General features: G+C 36.0%; 20 protein-coding genes, 1 tRNA gene and 3 pseudogenes. 13 read left to right on the top strand and 11 right to left on the bottom strand.

The genetic code is table 11. The annotated features are described in order from the left end of the window. Positions 1-10: 10 nt before the first annotated feature. The 4 genes from BWD162_RS03765 (at position 11) to BWD162_RS03755 (ending at position 1,402) form a co-directional block, all read left to right on the top strand. Positions 11-292, top strand: a complete 282-nt coding sequence (locus BWD162_RS03765) for a type II toxin-antitoxin system RelE/ParE family toxin (protein ID WP_078705502.1) — start codon at positions 11-13, stop codon at positions 290-292. Between the two features lie 16 nt (positions 293-308). Continuing rightward, the gene (locus tag BWD162_RS03760) at positions 309-602 is read left to right on the top strand and encodes a HigA family addiction module antitoxin (protein WP_078705501.1); all 294 of its coding nucleotides are present in this window, start codon (positions 309-311) and stop codon (positions 600-602) included. A gap of 173 nt (positions 603-775) precedes the next feature. Beyond that, positions 776-910, top strand: coding sequence for a hypothetical protein (locus BWD162_RS08065; protein WP_257787958.1), 135 nt, complete (start codon positions 776-778; stop codon positions 908-910). A gap of 63 nt (positions 911-973) precedes the next feature. Then, on the top strand, positions 974-1,402 hold the full coding sequence (locus BWD162_RS03755) for a type II toxin-antitoxin system HicB family antitoxin (RefSeq protein WP_078705500.1): 429 nt from the start codon (positions 974-976) through the stop codon (positions 1,400-1,402). A 44-nt stretch (positions 1,403-1,446) separates the two neighbouring features. Here BWD162_RS03755 and BWD162_RS08190 read toward each other — a convergent pair whose 3' ends face one another. The 7 genes and pseudogenes from BWD162_RS08190 to BWD162_RS03725 form a co-directional block, all read right to left on the bottom strand. Continuing rightward, positions 1,447-1,617 (bottom strand): hypothetical protein, encoded by a 171-nt coding sequence (locus tag BWD162_RS08190; protein WP_442855920.1) that lies wholly within the window; start codon positions 1,615-1,617, stop codon positions 1,447-1,449. 104 nt (positions 1,618-1,721) lie between these two features. Then, positions 1,722-2,462 carry an antA/AntB antirepressor family protein gene (locus tag BWD162_RS03745; protein WP_078705499.1) on the bottom strand — a complete coding sequence of 247 codons (741 nt, stop codon included), beginning with the start codon at positions 2,460-2,462 and terminating at the stop codon, positions 1,722-1,724. A gap of 37 nt (positions 2,463-2,499) precedes the next feature. Then, entirely contained in the window at positions 2,500-3,126 is a 627-nt protein-coding gene (locus tag BWD162_RS03740) for an antA/AntB antirepressor family protein (protein WP_078705498.1), read from the bottom strand. Between the two features lie 152 nt (positions 3,127-3,278). After that, positions 3,279-3,729, bottom strand: a pseudogene (locus tag BWD162_RS03735) (hypothetical protein); the annotation flags it as partial. Positions 3,730-3,734: 5 nt separating this feature from the next. Beyond that, on the bottom strand, positions 3,735-4,082 hold the full coding sequence (locus BWD162_RS07790) for a hypothetical protein (RefSeq protein ID WP_194284845.1): 348 nt from the start codon (positions 4,080-4,082) through the stop codon (positions 3,735-3,737). Further along, positions 4,057-4,311, bottom strand: a complete 255-nt coding sequence (locus BWD162_RS07785) for a hypothetical protein (RefSeq protein ID WP_194284844.1) — start codon at positions 4,309-4,311, stop codon at positions 4,057-4,059. The genes BWD162_RS07790 and BWD162_RS07785 overlap by 26 nt, the downstream gene beginning before the upstream one ends. Positions 4,312-4,466: 155 nt before the next feature. Continuing rightward, complete coding sequence (locus BWD162_RS03725) at positions 4,467-4,970, bottom strand: hypothetical protein (protein ID WP_078705497.1); 504 nt, start codon at positions 4,968-4,970, stop codon at positions 4,467-4,469. 469 nt (positions 4,971-5,439) lie between these two features. Here BWD162_RS03725 and BWD162_RS03715 point away from each other — a divergent pair, with 469 nt between their 5' ends. From BWD162_RS03715 to BWD162_RS03685, 7 genes and pseudogenes are all read left to right on the top strand, one after another. Then, the gene (locus BWD162_RS03715; protein ID WP_010704151.1) at positions 5,440-6,057 is read left to right on the top strand and encodes a LexA family transcriptional regulator; all 618 of its coding nucleotides are present in this window, start codon (positions 5,440-5,442) and stop codon (positions 6,055-6,057) included. A gap of 272 nt (positions 6,058-6,329) precedes the next feature. Then, on the top strand, positions 6,330-6,677 hold the full coding sequence (locus BWD162_RS03710) for a hypothetical protein (RefSeq protein WP_078705495.1): 348 nt from the start codon (positions 6,330-6,332) through the stop codon (positions 6,675-6,677). Between the two features lie 66 nt (positions 6,678-6,743). Further along, positions 6,744-7,454 (top strand): annotated as a pseudogene (locus BWD162_RS03705) (antA/AntB antirepressor family protein); the annotation flags it as partial. Between the two features lie 199 nt (positions 7,455-7,653). Beyond that, positions 7,654-8,448 (top strand): phage recombination protein Bet, encoded by a 795-nt coding sequence (gene bet, locus BWD162_RS03700; protein WP_078705494.1) that lies wholly within the window; start codon positions 7,654-7,656, stop codon positions 8,446-8,448. A gap of 1 nt (position 8,449) precedes the next feature. Next, the gene (locus BWD162_RS03695) at positions 8,450-9,070 is read left to right on the top strand and encodes a lambda exonuclease family protein (RefSeq protein WP_078705493.1); all 621 of its coding nucleotides are present in this window, start codon (positions 8,450-8,452) and stop codon (positions 9,068-9,070) included. Between the two features lie 128 nt (positions 9,071-9,198). After that, on the top strand, positions 9,199-9,450 hold the full coding sequence (locus BWD162_RS03690) for a hypothetical protein (RefSeq protein ID WP_078705492.1): 252 nt from the start codon (positions 9,199-9,201) through the stop codon (positions 9,448-9,450). A gap of 2 nt (positions 9,451-9,452) precedes the next feature. Next, the gene (locus BWD162_RS03685) at positions 9,453-10,496 is read left to right on the top strand and encodes a tyrosine-type recombinase/integrase (protein ID WP_078705491.1); all 1,044 of its coding nucleotides are present in this window, start codon (positions 9,453-9,455) and stop codon (positions 10,494-10,496) included. A gap of 77 nt (positions 10,497-10,573) precedes the next feature. On the opposite strand, the gene BWD162_RS03680 is transcribed toward BWD162_RS03685, so the two are convergent. After that, a tRNA-Glu gene (locus BWD162_RS03680) sits at positions 10,574-10,648 on the bottom strand. 867 nt (positions 10,649-11,515) lie between these two features. On the opposite strand from BWD162_RS03680, the pseudogene BWD162_RS03675 reads away from it, so the two are divergent. Next, positions 11,516-12,832 (top strand): annotated as a pseudogene (locus BWD162_RS03675) (homoserine dehydrogenase). Between the two features lie 164 nt (positions 12,833-12,996). Further along, positions 12,997-13,986, top strand: coding sequence for a class II fructose-bisphosphatase (glpX, locus tag BWD162_RS03670; protein WP_078705490.1), 990 nt, complete (start codon positions 12,997-12,999; stop codon positions 13,984-13,986). 115 nt (positions 13,987-14,101) lie between these two features. Here the strand turns inward: glpX and BWD162_RS03665 are convergent, their stop codons facing one another. The 3 genes from BWD162_RS03665 to argS all read right to left on the bottom strand — a co-directional run bounded on the left by BWD162_RS03665 (position 14,102) and on the right by argS (position 20,245). Then, positions 14,102-15,205: a branched-chain amino acid aminotransferase gene (locus tag BWD162_RS03665; RefSeq protein ID WP_078705489.1), complete on the bottom strand. Its 1,104-nt coding sequence runs from the start codon at positions 15,203-15,205 to the stop codon at positions 14,102-14,104. A 746-nt stretch (positions 15,206-15,951) separates the two neighbouring features. Beyond that, positions 15,952-18,312 (bottom strand): SPOR domain-containing protein, encoded by a 2,361-nt coding sequence (locus BWD162_RS03660; protein ID WP_078705488.1) that lies wholly within the window; start codon positions 18,310-18,312, stop codon positions 15,952-15,954. Positions 18,313-18,487: 175 nt separating this feature from the next. Next, a complete protein-coding gene (argS, locus tag BWD162_RS03655; RefSeq protein WP_078705487.1) occupies positions 18,488-20,245 on the bottom strand; it encodes an arginine--tRNA ligase in 1,758 nt (585 codons plus the stop codon). Positions 20,246-20,273 lie beyond the last annotated feature (28 nt).

The following is a 20,273-nucleotide window of genomic DNA, read 5'->3' as shown; positions in this document are numbered from 1 at the left end:
AAGGTAAATTATGGCAATCGTTAGTTTTAAGCATAAGGGGTTAAAATTATTCTTTGAAAGAGGGGTATGCAAAGGTATACAACCTGCACATGCTCAAAAACTAGCAAATATTTTGGTGATTTTAGATACAATATCTTCTCCTGAGCAAATGAAGATTAAATCATATCGTCTTCATAAATTGACAGGAGAATTAAAGGATTATTGGTCAATGCGTGTCAATGCAAATTGGCGTGTTACTTTTCGTTTCATTGGAACAGACGTTGAACTTGTTGATTATCAAGACTATCATTGATTTTTGAGGTGTTATTATGATGTACAATCCTCCGCACCCAGGTGGCATTTTAAAAGAAGAATTGCTTGATGAACTAAAATTGACAGTAACAGAAGCTGCAAATCGTCTCGGTGTTGCCCGTTTAACTTTATCGCGCGTTTTAAACTGCAATGCAGCAATCAGCATTAATCTAGCCTTACGGTTAGAAAGGGCCGGTTTAAATGATGCAGAATTTTGGCTTAAACTGCAACAAAAACACGATTTATGGCAAGCACGACAGAGTAACCCGATTCTGCATATTGCGCCTTTTGAACAAACAGATCATCTTTAGAAAAAGCTTAAAGATCCTCTCTCCATCTTGTTAGAAAATTTGATTATTGTGAGCGTACAGTAATTTTAGTTACCTTTTATCAATATAAATTCGAACTTTTTTGTTTGTTTTATTGTTGACTATCGAACTTTTTTATGCGATATAAATTGTATTGAGAATTAAAGAGGGACTAAATGAAACGAGAAGCTCTTGATGCGGGTAAAAGCTCACATTGTTTAGTGACTTTTGGAGATAAGACAACTGTTATCAAATCTGGTGAGTTGACGCCACTTTATGTGAAAATAATAAAAAAGCAGTTAGGAGTGTAAAACAGCTTAAATGCTTTTAATTCTTTGTTTCAAACATGTTTGGTAATAATAGAGAGGTCTAAAATGGAATATATTTATCAAGCAAAATTAGAAGCCGATCCAGATGGCGGTTTTGTAGTAACCTTTCCGGATGTACCTGAGGCAATCACAGCTGGTAAAAATCGTGCTGAAGCGCTAGAACATGCGGTTGAAGCTTTAGGGTTGGCATTGCGTAGTTATACTATGCGTGGATTGCCTTTACCTACACCACAGCGGTATAAAAACTTAGTGGCAGTAACAGTGAATGCATGGAATGCTCTTAAATTGGCAGTGATAGAAGCTTTTAATGAAGCTAATATTACAAAAACAGAATTAGCCAACCGTCTCGGCAAAAAAGAAACAGAAGCACGACGCATTCTTGATCTAAACTATCCGACTAAACTTCAAACATTAGAACAAGCACTGGCCGTTCTTGGTAAACAAGTGATTATCACAATCAAGGATGCAGCTTAACCTCTCCCCACCTTTAAAGATGGGAAGGGGAGTGTGGTTTATTTTTATAGCTGATAAGATACTCCATCCGAACATGGACTATAAGCTTTCAACAAAGGATCCAATGTTCGGGGAAGTTCTGAATCGCCAAAACCTGTAAGAACTGCCAGTATCTTGAGAGTATCTGGAGTTTCTTTTTGAAGCTTTGCAATTAAAGCTTTTTCTATTGTATCCATAGTCTGAACTAGAGCGATACAATCCTCTTCATCACCATTTTCATAACTTTCAAACTAAAGCAAGGATATCCATAAATCACATAAAAAGTCGACACTGTTACTACTCATTGCACACCTCCATGAAATTGTTCTCTTAGGCATGCCAATCCTTTGACTGTGATTTTTGCACTGGAAACGCTCATTTTTGTTCCGTCTGATTTTTGAATGGGGTGGATTACACAATCCATTAATCCTCTATTGATTTTATCCTGACAAGGTAACAAAGGCCCACCCGGAAAGTTACGATAAGCCCACTTATGAAACTGTAAGTGCTTAGTAAAATCTGTGGGACGTACATCTAACATTTTTGCAGCTTCATATAAAGCAAACAGACCGTCAGAGCGTTTTAAACTTTCAAGTGCTTCTGCTTTTGGTTTAAGTGTTTTAACCTCAGTTCTTAAATCCTCCAATTGTGTAATGCTCTCTAAAAGCAGTTGTCTAATTGCGAGAGGATTCTGCAAAGCACTTACGAGGTCTAAAGGCTGTTTTGCTTTTCGTTCGCATTCGATGAAATACTGACGAGCTTGTTTACCTTTCTTGTTGTTCTCAACCATAGAAAGCTCTTTTGCCATATCTAAAGTAATAGCGTAATCCTTAGAAGGACGGCTACCTTGGAGGTTTTCCCCAAAATTGGGGAAAACTATATAATCCTGGTTTTCTACAAAACTATACTTGGTAATACGATCTTTAATCCAATCCGCAAACTTTTTACCGACTTCCAAAAACACATGCAACTCACGTGCGTTGACCGTTTGAACAGTTTCCTGCCCAACAGTCTGTTCTGATATTGTTATGAGAGTATTCATAATGAACTCCTTGGTAATAAACGTTTTTGATTGACACTCAAAAAGAGTGCCGGGTGCTCAAAAACACGGTACCAAGTCCGTCGTTATGCTTTCCCCATAAAGGGTATTGTATTGCATAACTACACCCGACGAGGCCACTATACGCTACACGCATATAATGAGTCAAAGTCTTTAATATGTGCGGAAGACTGATTATTTCGGCAATCAATCCGCTTGGTATTTTAAGGTGTTTTTGAAGCACCTGATTCGCATATACAAATACTTCTGCAACATTGTCAATAGGTAAAAGAAGCTGTCTAATTGTAAGAGGATTCTGCAAAGCACTGACGAGGTCTAAAGGCTGTTTTGCTTTCCGTTCACACTCAATGAAATACTGACGGGCTTGTTTACCCTTTTCATTACGTTCGACCATGGCAAGTTCTTTCGCCATGTCTAAAGTAACATGGTATTCTTTACGATTGTGACCGCCTCTGCCTTTGCTTCCCAAAATTGGGAAGCAAACAAAGTCTTGATTTTCAACGAATTCATATTGATTAATACGTTCAGTAATCCAGTCTGCAAACTTTGATGTAACTTCCAAAAAAGCGTGCAATTCACGTGCATTGACTGTTTGAACAGTTTCCTGATCAATCACTTGTTCTGATATTGTTATGAGAGTGTTCATATTTTTTCACCTACATGTAATTAAGTTTCTTAATGACACTCAAAAAGAGCGCCAGGTGTTAAGAAACACGGCATGTAGTCCGTCGTTATGCTTTTCCCACGAGGGTTTTGTATAGCATAACCACACCCGACAAGACCACTATACGCCACATGCATTAAATATAAAATTGCTAAAGCATCTACTTCATTATCATCTTCAGGCTCATGTCCTTTTGCACGCACAGCCTTAATCATTTCTGTTTTGGGGACATTGCCTCTGCCTGTCATTGCTTTCTTAATCGTAGCAATAGGGATCGTCATAAGGAGTCTGATAGCATTCACACCAAGTGGTTAAGGTTGCTAACAAGCCCCCATACACATGAGCTGCATCTGTACCAATGTGACAGCGCACTTCTTCAAAATACACGGCGTCAATGTGCCCTAGTATCGCCTTGGTTTCTGTAAGCCATCGCTTAAATCTTAAATACCGCATCCCACCGCCTTCAAATCGACGTGTGGGAAAATGGATTGTTCCACTGGCTATCGTGCCATCTTCAGAAGAAATTGCCCAACCTGTTTTCGTACCTAGATCAAGACAAAGAATGGTTTGTGAATGAAAGCTCATGACATTTATTGCCCTATCTGTTGGGCATCACGTTGAGTGGAAGCACTCGTGTCAATCTCTGCGTCATCGCCAAAATGCTTACCGGAACGGATTTTTTGATCGCCAACAACCAAAGCATCGCCAGCAACTTCTGCTTCACCACAAACCTCTCCACAGCAGCAAACGTGTGCTTTACCATGAACCCGCGCATTGTCGTAAATATGTGCGTAACCATAAACCAAGGCATTACCATAAACCTGCGCATCACCATGAACCTGTGCATTACCGAAAACATCTGCATTGCCGGAAATCAAAGCATCACCGTAAACACGGGCATTATCATACACCTCAGGCACAGCCGGAAACCAAAGCATCACCATGCATCCAAGCATTGTCATACACCTTAGCATAACCCCCAACCCAACAATCGCCATAGTGAGAAAGATTGTCTTCTTTTTCTACATAACCACCAAGGTCACCAGCTTTAACATTACCAAAGTTTCTTAAAGCTCTAATTCGATAAAGAGTGTGGGTATACTCCATTCCAAATCTTAATATATGAACTTGCTTACTTTCTTCCGTTAGCTCGTATTTTATCTTCATAATTGTCTCATCAGTTTAGGCAATATACGGTTATGCACGCTATGACAGAGCGTCTAGCGAGTAACTCGATTGAAAAAATGTTTTTGAAAAGTAGCCTTCTTAAAAACTCTGAACGCTAAACTAATGAGATGGCCACGTTTAAATGGAGTACAAGATTAAGCTTGAAGACGTTCTTTCTCTTGAAGATTTTCCTTTTGTTCAAAAGAAATAACTTTCATTGGCGGTAAAACATCAACCGATTGAACTGGTTCTTTTACGTCAGTTTTAGCATTGAGTTGATCGTTTAACATATCAAACCACTCCATTTGTAAATCCACGTTTTTTCTTTTCTGCTGTAATTCCTTACTTTCTTGTTGAATTGACGTGGATAATTTTTTAAGTGTAGCTTGCTCTTCCTTGATAAGTTTGCTTAATTCCGCAAGAGACTCTCCAAACCTCTCTAGCAAATGATCAAATTTTAAATTATGCATTTCCTCTTTTAATGAACGAGTTCTTTCTTGAGCAGAATATTGTCTTGCAAGTTCATCTGTATCGTACTCACAGGGCATTACCTCTATATATTCTTCCATTAATTTGCTTGCATTTTCTATTCTCTTATGACGACTTACTAATCTATAAAATCGGGTATAAATTTCTTTTAACATTTCTTTTGCTTTCATATTCTTTCTTCAATTCAATAGGGCGAATTATCCCGCTGATGCTCATTAATCACGGAACTTTCCAAAAACGTAGATGTTGTTAACTGTGATCCATCTGGTACAGTAAGATTTTTCGCGGAATAAACAGCATCTTTATGGTGTTTTGTCATTGGAAAGTAGATTTTACGAGATTTGTTCTCATATGTATGAAGAAACCAATTTATTGTAACCCAAGATAACCCTTTGGATTGAGACAATTGAATAATTATGTTCCAATATTTTGGAGAAATACTATTACGATCGCGCATTTTACGCGCGGCTTCATAACTACATCCAACTTCTTCTGCGAATTGGCGTATAGATCCCCAGAACTCAATTAAATTTTTAACAGAAAAATTATTAACCATAGCAACAACAGTACATTACGTACAATTTAAAATCAAGATAAAATCGTACACATTGAACAGAAAAAATAGTGGATAATGTACAAATGATTCTTTTACCAAAAGATAGACTTAAAATGGCACGTGAGCGCGCCGGGTATTTAACACCGAGCGAAGCCGCACGTGCTATACCAAGTCTCAATGTTAATACATTAATTAGTAATGAAAATGGAAATCGCGCTATCTCGCGTCAAATGGCTGGACGATATGGAGAGGTATTTAATGTAGATCCTGGATGGATTTTGTATGGCAAGTCTTCTCAAGATAATCCTAGCCTCAGTGAGAGCGTTCCTTTAATTTCGTGGGTTAGTGCTGGAGAATTAAGTGAGCAAGACGGTATAACGGATTTTTTGGATTGTTCTATGATCGAAGCTGTCAATCTTCCAGCGGGTGAGTGGATTGCTTTGCGCGTGGATGGTTCGTCCATGAATAAAATTAGTCCTCCAGATTCTATAATATTTGTAAATATGCGAGATAAGAAACTTGTACCAAATGCTTGTTATGTCATTGCAGATGAAACTGGAAAGGCAACATATAAACGATATAGGCCAAATGATAATCCTCCTTTTCAACCCGCCTCATATGATAAAACAATAAATGCTCCAAAACTCGAAGGTGCTATCTCAATAATAGGTCGTGTACGGCGTACTATTCTTGAAATGTAATACTATAATCATCTTTCATCTACTTAAAATTAAATGCTATCAGTGGAATCGCGGCTGCGTTTTGTTGATTCCTAACAACAAGCCTGAGCATTTTTGACACTCTATATAATAAAGTGATTCTTATAGAGATAAAAAAACACAGATTATTTCCCCTTTTTTATTATTTTTATAAAATAAGTACAAAATGTACTTGACTATATTTGGTACATAATGTACTGACTTATATACACTACAAATAACCATTTGCCAACGTGAATGAGAGGGGATGGAAAATGAATAAACAGCTTTTTGTGAGTGCTGATGAGATCTTGTTGATTGTGTCCACTCACGATGATGATTACTACGCTAAACCTGGACCAATTGATGAAACTGAAATCATGGACATTATGGGCCAGATGGAAACTGTTGTAAGCATTCTTCGCATTGATCTTATGTCAAACCGCTATGATGATATTTCTGAAGAGGTTGCTGAACTTTATGTGCAAAAATACTTAGACGATTATGAGCATTATTATTTTTTAGAGGACGATCCATATCATTTTATAGCTCACAGTTGGGCATACAGTGATGTCTTAGACAAAATTAAGAGAACGGGAGAGTGCAACCCCATTCTACAGTAATTGTTGGCAATAATATTTTCTTCCCAGCACATCTGAAAAAACAATCCCAACACTATGAGGTCTGTAATGGAAATGCCTATCGCTATTTGGAACCATACAATTAATCAAGAAACTGTACAAACAGTCAATGCACGTGAGTTGTATACGTTCTTGGAAGTTAACTTCAATTTTAACGATTAGATAGCTAATCGTATTAAAGAGTACGGTTTCCTAGAAAATAAAGACTTTGTGAGTTTTACTAAAATTTTAGTAAAATCCAAACAAAACGCTCGTCCAAGTACAGAATACTACCTCACCTTAGACATGGCAAAAGAACTTGCTATGATTGAACGTAATGAGAAAGGTAAGCAAGCTCGTCAATATTTCATTGAGTGTGAACGAAAAGCAAAACAAATGAACTCTTCTCAAATTGACTACTCTAATCCTCAGGTCATCTTAGGTGTTTTTACGCACTTAAAAAATGAAAGTGAACGTAAGGATCATATCATTGCTCAATTAACTCCAAAGACAGAAGCACTTAAACCTTTAGAACAATCTGATAATTTGCTTAGTATAAGTGATGTAGCAAAAATATTAGACATGTGCTCTGAAGATTTAGCGAACTATTTGATCAATCGTCGTTGGATTTATTGCCGTACTGATAAAAGTTTGATGCCTTATTACAGTAAAATCAATGAAGGACTGATGGCTTATATACCCGAAACCATTCAAACAATCAGTGGACGAGAAAAGACCGTTCCTAGCGCAAAAATTACATCAAAAGGATTAAAACGCCTGAGTATGATACTTTGCAAACAAATCCACACTCAAGAAGAGATTAACGACTTTGCTAATGCCAAAGTTGCTGATTTTAAAAGAATGACAGCAACAACGCTTTCTTCTCAATACATCTAAAAATTAATCAAAACACACCCTTTTCAACACATGCGTGCTTCACGCCACAGGTGGGGTGTACCCAAAGTTAAGGATAACGATAATGACAACTCCTCTCGTTGCAAAAATGGCGCAACAATATGATTTATCAGAACAAGAATTTCGTGAAGCAATTTTCAAAACATGTATTAGCGGTAATATTTCTAATGCTGAGTTTTTGGTCTTTGTTTATCTTGCCAATGATTATGGATTAAATCCCCTGAGAAAAGAAATATATGCCATCCCTAAAAGAGGCGGCGGTATTATATCGGTTGTCTCTGTTGATGGGTGGCTCAAAGTCATACATTCACATGATAATCTTGATGGAGTGGAACTCCAAGAAAACTTTGATAATGAAGGCAATCTGTTTTCTGTTACATGCGCTATATATTTGAAAGACAAGAAATACCCCTTTAAAATCACAGAATATCTCAAAGAATGTAAGCGAAATACAGAACCTTGGAATCAATGTCCTGCTCGTATGCTGCGTCATAAAGCACTTATACAGTGTGCTCGTTATGCATTCGGTTTATCTGGTATCTACGATAAAGACGAAGCTGAACGTATCAATGAAGCTATTTACCTCAGTGAAGTTAATGATAATCCCCAAAACGAGAGAATATCTGATGAATCACTTGCGCAAATCAAAGAGTTAATGGAACAAACAAAAACAGAAGAGGAAAAAGTACTCTCTTACGCAAAGGTCACAAACTTTGCAGAAATGTCTCATGAGACAGGGCAAATTATTTTAAAGCGTTTGGAAGCAAAACAACACTTACAAATGAATGAAGCACAACAAGCTTTACCTTTACCAACACAACCAAACACACCAATTCAACAAGCTTCAATGGAGGTGTGATATGGAACAAAGAACTGCAGAGTGGTTTCAAGCCCGTTTAGGTAAAGTCACAGCCTCAAACATTAACAGCATCGTCGATAAAACAGCTAAAGGCTTACCAACAAGTAAATATGAAGAGTACAAAATCAAGCTTATTACAGAACGTTTAACTGGTAAAACAGTATCATCTTATGAAACGCCTGCCATGCGATGGGGAAATGAACATGAAGACAGTGCAATTGAAGAATATAGCTTTCTTTACGATACCCCTGTCACACGATGTGGGTTTATTCCCCATCCGACAATTGAAATGGCAGGCGCTAGTCCTGATGGTCTCATTGGAGATGAGGGCCTCATAGAAGTCAAATGTCCTCAAGAAACAACCCATGTCCGTTTTTTGCGAGACGGTAAAATCAAACCTGAATATATTTTACAAATGCAATTCCAAATGGCTTGCACAGGGCGAAAATGGTGTGATTTTGTTAGCTATCACCCTTTGTTTATAGATAAATCACCTCATTTGTGTATCAGGGCTCTACGCATTCCACGCGATGATGAACAGATTGAGCACATCAATAAAGCTGTCGAAACATTTTTAGCAGAAATAGAACAGGATATGCAAATCTTGACAAAAGCTGTTTAAACCCCATAGGGGGCGCTCTTTTCCTTACATCCCTCCCAACCAGCGCCCCCACCCATTTTTCAATCACTTTCAACACACATGCATATCTCATCACAGGTGAGGTGCAATCAAAATTAAGGAAATTCAACATGGCTCATCGCTACCCTACTATAACACAGCCGGCCATTGCTCGCGCTTTACGAGAAGCTAAAAAGCAAGGATGTGAATTAATTGAAATCAAACCAACCGGTGAACTCTTAATCTATCTCAAAGCAATAACAACACCATCAACTAAAGACTGTAATCTCTTTAACATTGATGATTTTCCTCCATTGGAAGATGAGCAAGAAGAATATAATACTCAAAACACTTGCCGTTCTGTTGACGGTATTAAGTTCTAGTCATGCCTAAACCACGGCCTCCCCACCTTGTCAAAGAAATTACGCGCCATGGTAAAACCATATGGTATGTGCGTATCGGGCATGGTCAAAGGTATAGGGTATACGGAACTTATGGAACGCAAGAATTTGTTGACAATTATACACTTGCTCTCAAAGAAGCGCAAAACGGCCTTCCAAGACAAATAAAACGTACTAGACTTATGGAAGGTTCTTTTGATTGGCTGATGCACCAATATTTGCAAAGCATGCAATGGCATAATCAAGCTGAATCAACCAAAAAAGTTAAACAAAGAATCCTAAATAATATTTCTCAACATATTGGTACTTGTTCCTATAAAAGTATAGAAAAACAGCATATTCTTGATGCGGTAGAGAGAAGACGTGAGACTCCTGCCGCTGCAAGGCATTTTTTGACAGCCTTAAATGGTCTTTTCAATTGGGCAGTTGATAATTCTCTTTTGCACAGAAACCCTGCCTTTAATATCAAACCACCCAAATCCTTTAATACAGAGGGTTTTTCTCCATGGTTAGAAGAAGACATCGATAAATATCATCAACGATGGCCTCTTGGAACACATGAACGCGTATGGATTGATGTTCTTCTCTACACAGGCTTACGACGGGGAGATGTTGTGCGCGTCGGTTGGAAGGATGTAACGGATAATATTATTCATTTAAAGACAGAAAAGAGCAAATTCCAAACAGATGTGTTTCTTCCCATTTTACCTGAGTTAGCAAAAACTCTTGAAACGGGTCCTATTGGTGATGAAACATTTATTTGTGGGAAAGGGGGCACGAAACTAACCAAAGAAACCTTTGGTAACTTGTTTAGAGATGCTTGTAATGAAGCGGGAATAAAAAAATCAGCCCATGGTTTGAGAAAATTAGCCGCAACAAGGGCTGCTAATGCAGGTGCTACGGTTTCACAACTTAAGGCAATTTTTGGATGGACTGAAGACGATATGGCATCACTCTATACAAAGACAGCTGATAGAAAACGACTCGCCATAGAAGCAATTAAAAAACTTCAAAAAGGTGCGGGATAGTGTACAAAAAAACTTAATGAAATCAATAAGTACAAATTCCCTTACCTTTGCAATAACTTATTGATTTTATTAATAACTGGTACGCCCAAGGGGAATCGAACCCCTGTTTCCGCCGTGAAAGGGCGATGTCCTAACCGCTAGACGATGGGCGCAAACCAGTGATGAGGCTTATAGAGAGGATCTTTTTACTTCGCAACCCCTATGAATGATTTTTTTACAAAAAACGCATTTTATTGGATTAGCTTAAATAATATATGTTGATGCAATTCGCATTATTTTACAAAACATTAAATGAGGAAATCTATGAAAAATTATAAAGCTGGTAGAAGCCTTGATGTTAGCAACGATAGTAACTGAATGATATTTTTATTATTTCCAATTTCGGTAAATGAGTGAAAATGATAAAGACTCGCAGTGTTTAATAGCTAAAGAACAATTTACCAAAACACAACAACAACTTCTTAATAATGCATATCATATGAAAGCTATTTTTTTAAGACAAAATCGTAGATTCATTAAATTTAATTGAAAAATAAGGGAATGTTGTGTTGTGAAGTTGAAAAAACATTGCATCAGATGTACGGAGCGGAAATCGATAATTATTTAAATACAGTGTTTTATTTTGAGGGTAATTTATTTATCAATTTCAAACTTTCAGATATTTAAACGCGATATATAAACGTTAGATTTATATCAAGGTTTAAAGTGGTGGGTGGAGTTCTTCTTGTTGGATATAGAAAATAACAACTACTTTAATATGTGTGATCTTACTTAAATTCTGCAGTATTTATATGCCTATACAGATTATAGTTTTTAAGTTTATTCTTTAAAAATGCAATTTTTGTGTTCCTCATAATTTTTAAATATTTGATTAAATGAGTGGATATTGTTGTCATTTTAAAAGTAGGAGTATAATAAATACCTAGATATTTATTGTGAATGAGCATGATTTGCATCAAAAGCAAGCGTTATTTCAAATATTTTCAATAAAAATAAGAAATTAGCAGGCAGTTTAAATAGTGGCGAAAGCTTTAAGGGTTGGAATTGGAGGCCTTGAACGGTTGGTACTTCAGTTGTTCGAATTTTACATGAAAAGGCAAATACTTTAACTTATCATTGCGGACGTCCCATAGAAGTTGTTGCTGTTAGTGCGCGTGATAAGAACCGTGATCGTGGAATTGATTTGAGTCATATTAAATGGTTTGATTCACCTGTACAAATGGCTTCTTCTAATGAAATCGATGTTTTTGTTGAATTGATTGGTGGTGAATTGGATGTTGCACTTGCTTCAGTTGAGGCAGCTCTTGAGGCAGGACATCATGTTGTTACTGCCAATAAGGCACTGTTAGCCCGACATGGAATAACACTTGCTACTCATGCAGAAGAAAAAGGCGTTTTTCTTAATTTTGAAGCTGCTGTTGCGGGTGGAATTCTTGTCATCAAGGTGATGAGAGAATCTCTTTCCAGTAACCGTGTATCACGAATTTATGGGATTCTTAATGGGACCTGTAACTATATATTAACACGCATGTTTACAGAAAGTCTCTCATTTAAAGACTGTTTGGCAGATGCACAAAAATTTGGTTATGCTGAAGCGGATCCGATTTTTGATATTGAAGGTCACGATACCGCTCATAAATTAGCTTTATTAACAAGTTTGGCATTTGGAACTGTCATTTCATTAGATGATGTTTATGTTGAGGGAATTAGTAATATTTCGCAAGTTGATATCCGAGCAGCTGATGAATTGGGTTATCATATTAAACTTTTAGGAGTTGCGTTAAAAACTGATACAGGAATTGAGCAACGTGTTCATCCAGCAATGGTACCCACATCATCTGTGATTGCACAAATTTATGTGTGTCACTAATGCGCTTGCTATTCAAAGTGATTTATTAGGTGAGTTACTATTTTCTGGTTCTGGTGCTGGGGGCGCAGCGACAGCTTTAGCGGTTATTGGAGATTTAGCTGACATAGCAAAAGCACATCCTGGTTTTCAATATAGAGCTGTTTTGGGACGGCCAGCATTAGCGCTTACCCCTTATAAAAAAACATGTATTGCTACCCACGCGGGGGATTACTTTATTCGTTTGAGTGTTCATGACCGTGCTGGTGTTTTTGCGATGGTTGCAAAGCATATGGCTGATCATGACATTTCATTGGAGTCAATTGTTCAGAGGTCTTTTGTAGAAGGTCAAATTGGGGGAACAAAAACAATTATTTTAGTCACGCATGAAACAACAGAAACAAACATACAACAGGCGCTTGCGGGAATCGCAAAAGATAGTCATCTTGTTGCAAGATCTCAATTCATTCGTATCGAACGTATGACATAAAACTGTGTAAATTTGTTTTATATGATCCTATTTATTTTTAATAATAAAGGGAAATTGATTATTTTTTGTAGAAGGCTTTCATTTTTACGGGAAAGTTTTATTGTTAATATTTGATAGTGAATGCTAATGTTGTTGGCTAATACTAATCTGGTAGGATTTTTCATATGCCCAAAGTAACTCAAAATATCTTAAATGGACTTGATCGTATTTTAACGCTTGAATTAGTTCGTGTAACTGAATGTGCTGCTGTTGCAGCGGCACGTTTACGAGGGCGTGGTGATGAAAAGGCAGCTGATCAAGCTGCTGTGGATGCAATGCGTCAGGAACTTAATCATCTACCTATTAATGGTACGGTTGTGATTGGTGAAGGTGAACGCGATGAAGCTCCTATGCTTTATATCGGAGAAAAAGTAGGGCTTCGTACTGGGCCAGAAGTTGATATTGCACTTGATCCACTTGAGGGAACTACAATTTGCGCTAAAAATTTAGCTAATTCGCTTGCAGTAATTGCGATTGCTGAAAAAGGTAACTTACTTTATGCTCCGGATGTTTATATGCAAAAAATTGCTATTGGTCCTGGTTATCCGAAGGGTTTGGTTGATATAGATGCTGAGCCTGCAGATAATATTTATGCTCTTGCAAAGGCTAAAGGAGTGGCTGTTGATCAAATTACTGTCTGCATTATGGACCGGCCTCGCCACACAGAATTGGTTAGTAAAGTACGTGCAACTGGTGCAGCGATCCATTTGATTGGTGATGGTGATGTTGCTGGTGTTATTCATACAACTGATCCAGATGAAACAGGTATTGATATTTACATGGGGATTGGTGGAGCACCAGAAGGGGTGTTAGCTGCGGCAGCTTTGCGTTGTATTGGTGGGCAAATGCAAGGGCGTTTAAAACTTGATACAGAAGAAAAAATTGCACGCGCTGCCAAAATGGGAATTAGTGATCCCAATAAAGCTTATACAATGGAGGAAATGGCAAAGGGTGATGTCTTATTTTCTGCAACAGGTGTGACTGATGGCAATATGCTTTCTGGTGTTAAATTTACACGCAATTATATTCAGACAGAAACTATTGTGATGCGCTCATGTACGGGCACGATCCGTAATATCAAGACACAACACAAAACCCAATCAAAATTTAGTTGATTTTTTTATTTTTTAACTGTTGTTTTAAAAAAATAAAAAAAACTTTTTAGAAGCTGTATTCTTATAAAACTTTGAGAATGAATCTTAAAGATATTCTCTAGTTTTTATGGGTTCCTTAAGTGAGTTGAACAGGATGCACCCAGCCATTTTTGTCTTCTATATTTCCTTTTTGAATGCCAATTAGTTGTGCGTGAAGTTTTGCTGTAATGTCGCCAATTGTTTCATTTCCAATGGTAAATTCTCCCCCTTTATATTTAAATCGTCCAATTGATGCGATAACAGCAGCAGTACCACAAGCAAAAGCTTCTTTAAGTTTACCATTTTTAGCGTCTTCTTTTAGAGATTCAAAAGAGTAAGGACGCTCTTCTATTGTTAGATTCATTTGTTGCGCTAACTTCAAAATTGAATCACGCGTTATTCCTGAAAGAATGGTGCCATTTAATGCAGGTGTTACAAGAGTATTATTTGCCATAATAAAGCAAATATTCATACCACCAAGTTCTTCAATCCACTTATGTTCAATCATATCAAGGAACAGCACTTGACTACAATTATTTTTAATTGCGTTATTTTGTGCAAGTAAACCTGCTGCATAATTTCCACTACATTTAGCAGCTCCCGTACCACCTGGACCAGAGCGGCTATATTCTGTTTCAAGCCATACACTAACGGTTTTTTCTCTTGTAAAATATGACTCAACTGGAGATGCTATGATGCAAAAAATATATTCTCGGGAAGGGCGGACTTTTAAGAAGCTTTCATTACCAAACATGAATGGGCGTAAATAGAGGCTAACATTTGGATGATCAAAAACCCATTTTTGATCAATTTTCACTAATTGATTGATAGCATCTAAAAAGATATCCTTTGGTAGCTCAGGCATAGCTAATCGTTTGGCAGATTCTGCAAAACGTTGTGCATTTACATCAGGACGAAATAATAAAATACGTCCATCTTTTGCACGATATGCTTTCAAGCCTTCAAAAATCCCTTGAGCATAGTGCAAAACGGTGCTTGCAGGATTAATCTCTAGAGATTTGTATTGAGAAATAATGGCATTATGCCAACCTTTCTTTTCAGTCCATTGAATAATACCCATATGATCTGTAAAAAATTGACCAAAACCAGGATTTTTTAAAATTTCTTCTCGTTTTTCATTTGATAGAGGTGATGGATGTTTTTCTATTTTAAATGGGAGAGATGATGTAAAAGAAGTCATAAATGAAACCTTCTGAGATTATATTTTATTTCTATATATTTTTACTGAGAAGATAACAAGATATTTCAATTATAATTTATGATTAGCAATTTTTTAGTATCAATGTTTTTATTGCAGATGTAAGATTGTTCTTAAATACTTTTTGACCATATCGTGAGAGTTTTAGTTTAAGAATTTATCGAAAAACTTAAAACTTTTGTAAATATTTATTGTTCTTCTGAAGTAAGAATCTAAATAACCTATATATGTATATCAATTTAAATAGTTAAACACAGGGGGAATAAAGAGAAGAATTTACAATGATTAATTAAACTCATTCATATGTGTAAGAGATGTGTTGAGCTATAAAACAAACAAAAATTAAATAATACGTATTTTACCTTATAAAGGCTTTTGGCTATTCTTGTGTTCATTATTTGTTTGCTTTTGCTTTTGAATTTTTTACAAAATTACAAGAACACGTCTTTATAGGATAATGCTATATATAGAATTGAATTAAGAAAAAAAGTTTGAAAAAATATTAAATGTAACGTCTCTAATATTTTATAAAAGTACATATCGCTATCGTTTTATGATGAAAAAACTTTAGATGAAATAATTTAATCCAATACAATTGAAAAATTAAATATGATGGCTAATGAATTACTACTTCGTATGAGGTCAGTATCTAAAATTAATGAGCAATTAAATTAGCAAAAAAATAAGTAAAACATAGCAACAGTTTTTAAGCTTGTTACTATATTTATTTAGCGTGTGACGAAGCAATTTCCGCCAGAGATTTTGATGTCTTCACAGAGATTTATAGCTTCATTACGATTTTGAGTTTGAATACGGACACGATAATAGGTCCCTTTTTCTGGTATAACAGTGGATTGAATATTAAAAGGACGTTCACCAATAAGAGATCCAAATTTAGATTTTAATTTTCTCAAAGAATTTTCAGCCAATTCAGATGTTGGGTGTGATGCAAGTTGTACATAGTAGTTTTCTGAGTTTTGTGTCGTTACTTGAGTCGATAGATTTGAACGATCACCTCTGTGTGTTTGTGCAGTTAAGTTAGGTTTTACAGATAAAGGCACTGGTATGAATGAATCTTTAGTTTTCTTTTCATCATCAGGAATAGAAGCACTTTCTGCGATAATTGTGTCAATATTTGTTGCGGAACTATCTTCTGTTTGCTTATTGTTGATGTTGGACGATTGCAAAGAAGCTGTAGAATTATCTTGAGGTTGATTAGCAAATTGATTAATTATTTCAGATTGATTAGTGGATGCTTTAGACTGATTTGTGAGCTTTTTATTTGTCTGATGAGCTGAAGTAAGTACCATTGTACCATCTGCTTTTACAATAACAGTTTGAACTTCTCGTGTTGGTACGGTATGGTCGAGCGCTTCTGTAATTGCATCTTCAATATTGGGTTCATCATGAGAAGAAGTATTTTCAAGTACCTTCTCATTTTCGAATGCTTCCTTATTTTCAGGTGCTTTCTCATTTAACGCTGTTAAATTTTCAGGCGTTTCAGAACTGTCAACGAGAGATTGTTGTGTGCTTTCTTGTGTTTCGCCTTTACTGATTTTTTGATTGTAAATATTTAAATTATGAATAACACTATTTTTAGTTTCAGTTGTTTCTGGTTTGACTTTAAAAGGCGTGTTGTCGGCATGAATAATGAGCGGGTTTTTATTTTCACTTGGTGATATAAAAAAGCGAAAATAGCTAAAAGCACTAATTGCAATCAGAATAAAAAGAATAATACCTTTAATAAAGCTTTTTTTAATAAAATTTTTCAAATATGAAGTTGCCAATACATGGGTAGGTAATTCGTCTGCAGATTTATGTTGTGAATTGTTGGCAAGAGGAGGGAAAGATTGTTCTTTGTTTTCAAAAGAAGAATAGTTAACACTCTGTTGCAAGGTGTTTATGGGTGAACTTTCCTCTGGATCTTGCTTAGTGCGATGAGAAATTTCGTTAAGAGAGTCATTTTGTTGCTGCTGTAAAAAATCTTCTGAAAAGATATTTCCTACATTGAATACTTCAGAAAATTCTTTTTGAAGATTATCAGCAGGTACATCATATTTGGGCGCTTCATAAAGAATTTTTGAAGCCATAATTGGTTCAGTTTTTTCTACGATTTCATCTGCAAATTTATAAGTGTCAACCTCTGGAGGAGGATTATCATTGTGAAAATGCCCATCTAGAAAAAAATTTTTTGTTTGTGTGTCATTTAAATTATTTTGATTATTCCAAATTTCACTCGCACTGTTTTGATGAGAAATATCTTCAGTAGTGTTTATATTGTTTTTAGAATATTGGGTTTGCGTATCTTTATATTCTGCAATTTTTGCAGTTTTGTCTTCTTGCTTTAAGAATCCACCATCATAATAATTATTACCCAAATTTTGTTGATTAACCCGCATCTCATAAGGAGAATTTACAGGTGTATGATGACCGCTTTGCTTGTCATTATAGTCTGATTGTGTATTGTTAGTTGTGGGCTGTTGTGCGTTTGTTTGTAAAAAAGCTTCAGTTTCTTCATATGCTTTTTTAGTGATTGTATTTTCATTTTGTTCGTCTACCTCATCAAGAAAAAAATTTTCTAAATTTGTGTTTAAATTATCTGTTTCAAAAAAAGAGTCGATATTAGTTTGTGCCGTTTTATCTTGTAACCCTTCATTCTTCTGAATGGGTAATGGGGAAAGTGCTTCTAAGATTTGTTCTTCATCATTATGGGGAGAATAAGAATGCATTCCTTCAGAAAAAGGACTATTTTTTTCTGAGTGATTATGAGTAAGGGGGGGGGTATTTATTGAAGCTGGATTGTTAACATTTGATTGTGAATTCCATTGCTCGTTTTGATTGTTAAGTGACAATTCACCCAGTGAATTATTTTCAAAATTGTCTTCTAAAAAGGGAAGGTCAAAATCATTATTTTGGAATAGAGTTTGAGGTATTGAGGAATCAGATTCTAACGAAGAGTGAATATGATGAGAATTTTGATTTTTATTTTGTAAGTCTGAATTTAAAATTTGCGTAAACTCTTCCACAGAATCACGCTGGTTGTGATCTTGTTGTTCTTTCTGCAAATTTTTGCGATTATTATCGCTCATAAAGTTTTCTCACATGATAATCTGCGTTTGAATGCAGTAAATTTGTTAATTTAGATTTATTATATTTGGAATTATAAAATTTTTTCTTTCAATCAAAAAAAATACATCTTTCTAAAAGAGGTATACAAAAAATATTTTTAATAAAGAATCCATTTTATAGCTTTGTAGAACTTTTTCAACGCATTTCTGTTGATGCTTTTATTCCGACAATTTGAAGTCCTGATGATAAAATATTCATGACAGCTTGAATCAAACCTAATCTAGCCAAAGATAATTCTTTATCTTTAAGTTTTGTAAAGCGTAAATTAGGATTATCATTACCTTTATTCCAATGTCCGTGGAAGTTTGAAGCAAGATCATAGAGATAAAATGCTAATCGATGCGGCTCTTTATGAATTACAGTTTGCTCAATGATACGTGGATATTCAGCAAGTTTACGTATTAATGATATTTCACTATCATCTATTAACCTGTCAAGATAGGGAATCATTATATTGCTTGAAAGGTTGTCGATATGCATGTTTTCTTGCGCTTGACGAAAGACTGAGTAACAACGTGCACTTGCATATTGCACATAAAAAATAGGATTATCTTTTGATTGTTCTGTTACTTTTGTAAAGTCAAAATCAAGAGGAGCTTCACATTTACGATAAAGCATCATAAAACGCACCGGATCACAACCAACTTCTTCTACAACATCGCGCAGGGTAACAAACGACCCTTCTCTTTTGGACATACGTACAGGTTGACCGTTACGAAAGAGTTTTACTAATTGGCATAAGAAAACGGCCAGTTTGGCTTTATCTCCAGAAATTGCTTTTGCTACTGCTTCTAATCGTTTCACGTATCCGGTGTGATCTGCACCTAGAATATAAATCATCTCGTCAAAATGGCGGTTAAATTTATCACGAAAATAAGCAATGTCAGCGGCAAAATAAGTATAAGAACCATCAGATTTAATCAAAACACGGTCTTGATCATCACCAACATCAGTTGAACGGAACAAAGTTTGCTCATGTGGTTCCCAATCTTCTACGATTTTCCCTTTTGGTGGAGAGAGTGTACCTTTATAGATATAACCATTTAAAGTAAGATCATTGATTGCACTGCGAATGGCTTGCGCATTATCAGCATAAAGCATTCGTTCGGAAAAAAAAACGTCATGATGAATGTTCAAAGCAGATAAATCATCGCGAATCATAGTCATCATTGCGTCAATTGCACGCTCTTTTACTATAGATAAAGCCTCAGATTTATCTATAGTAAGTAATTGGTCACCAAATTCTTGAGCAAGTGATTGTCCTAATGGTATCAGATATTCACCAGGATAAAGCCCTTCTGGAATTTCATTGATTGTTTGCCCAAGCGCTTGGCGGTAGCGCAACAAAACAGAATGCGCTAGTACTTCAACTTGCCCACCGGCATCATTAATGTAATATTCTTTAGTGACATTATAGCCAACAAATTGAAGCAAATTAGAAAGAACATCTCCAATAACGGCACCTCTGCAATGTCCGACGTGCATTGGACCTGTTGGATTTGCAGAAACATACTCAACATTGACTCGTTTACCCTGTCCTATTTGGCTACGACCATAGGCTGTACCTACCTCAATCATTGATTTTAACACGTCTTGCCAGAATAATTTCGTCAGTTTGATATTAATAAATCCAGGACCAGCAACATTAATGCATTCAATAGATTGGTCATTTTTTAGAAGTTCTATAATTTTTTCTGCAAGTATGCGTGGATTAAGTCCAACAAATTTCGCAAGCACCATAGCTGCATTGGTTGACAGATGACCATGCGAAGGATCTCGTGGGGGATCAACAGTAACTTTTGATAAATCTAAAGTTTCTCTATTTTTTCCTTTTATATCAGACAGCTCGATTAATTCTTTAATTTTTTTTTCGAAACTTTTAAAGATGTTCATATTTTAATTCCAATATTGTAGTCGAAAT

Source organism: Bartonella sp. WD16.2, assembly GCF_002022505.1.
Taxonomy (GTDB): domain Bacteria; phylum Pseudomonadota; class Alphaproteobacteria; order Rhizobiales; family Rhizobiaceae; genus Bartonella.
Note: the sequence above shows the minus strand (reverse complement) of the source record. Positions and strands in the feature narration are given on the sequence as shown.

Bases quoted from the DNA above. Each gene is read 5' to 3' on its own strand.
- BWD162_RS03765 (WP_078705502.1), top strand. From the start codon at position 11: ATGGCAATCGTTAGTTTTAAGCATAAGGGGTTAAAATTATTCTTTGAA.
- BWD162_RS03760 (WP_078705501.1), top strand. From the start codon at position 309: ATGATGTACAATCCTCCGCACCCAGGTGGCATTTTAAAAGAAGAATTG.
- BWD162_RS08065 (WP_257787958.1), top strand. From the start codon at position 776: ATGAAACGAGAAGCTCTTGATGCGGGTAAAAGCTCACATTGTTTAGTG.
- BWD162_RS03755 (WP_078705500.1), top strand. From the start codon at position 974: ATGGAATATATTTATCAAGCAAAATTAGAAGCCGATCCAGATGGCGGT.
- BWD162_RS08190 (WP_442855920.1), bottom strand. From the start codon at position 1,617: ATGGATACAATAGAAAAAGCTTTAATTGCAAAGCTTCAAAAAGAAACT.
- BWD162_RS03745 (WP_078705499.1), bottom strand. From the start codon at position 2,462: ATGAATACTCTCATAACAATATCAGAACAGACTGTTGGGCAGGAAACT.
- BWD162_RS03740 (WP_078705498.1), bottom strand. From the start codon at position 3,126: ATGAACACTCTCATAACAATATCAGAACAAGTGATTGATCAGGAAACT.
- BWD162_RS07790 (WP_194284845.1), bottom strand. From the start codon at position 4,082: ATGCTTTGGTTTCCGGCTGTGCCTGAGGTGTATGATAATGCCCGTGTT.
- BWD162_RS07785 (WP_194284844.1), bottom strand. From the start codon at position 4,311: ATGAAGATAAAATACGAGCTAACGGAAGAAAGTAAGCAAGTTCATATA.
- BWD162_RS03725 (WP_078705497.1), bottom strand. From the start codon at position 4,970: ATGAAAGCAAAAGAAATGTTAAAAGAAATTTATACCCGATTTTATAGA.
- BWD162_RS03715 (WP_010704151.1), top strand. From the start codon at position 5,440: ATGATTCTTTTACCAAAAGATAGACTTAAAATGGCACGTGAGCGCGCC.
- BWD162_RS03710 (WP_078705495.1), top strand. From the start codon at position 6,330: ATGAATAAACAGCTTTTTGTGAGTGCTGATGAGATCTTGTTGATTGTG.
- bet (WP_078705494.1), top strand. From the start codon at position 7,654: ATGACAACTCCTCTCGTTGCAAAAATGGCGCAACAATATGATTTATCA.
- BWD162_RS03695 (WP_078705493.1), top strand. From the start codon at position 8,450: ATGGAACAAAGAACTGCAGAGTGGTTTCAAGCCCGTTTAGGTAAAGTC.
- BWD162_RS03690 (WP_078705492.1), top strand. From the start codon at position 9,199: ATGGCTCATCGCTACCCTACTATAACACAGCCGGCCATTGCTCGCGCT.
- BWD162_RS03685 (WP_078705491.1), top strand. From the start codon at position 9,453: ATGCCTAAACCACGGCCTCCCCACCTTGTCAAAGAAATTACGCGCCAT.
- glpX (WP_078705490.1), top strand. From the start codon at position 12,997: ATGCCCAAAGTAACTCAAAATATCTTAAATGGACTTGATCGTATTTTA.
- BWD162_RS03665 (WP_078705489.1), bottom strand. From the start codon at position 15,205: ATGACTTCTTTTACATCATCTCTCCCATTTAAAATAGAAAAACATCCA.
- BWD162_RS03660 (WP_078705488.1), bottom strand. From the start codon at position 18,312: ATGAGCGATAATAATCGCAAAAATTTGCAGAAAGAACAACAAGATCAC.
- argS (WP_078705487.1), bottom strand. From the start codon at position 20,245: ATGAACATCTTTAAAAGTTTCGAAAAAAAAATTAAAGAATTAATCGAG.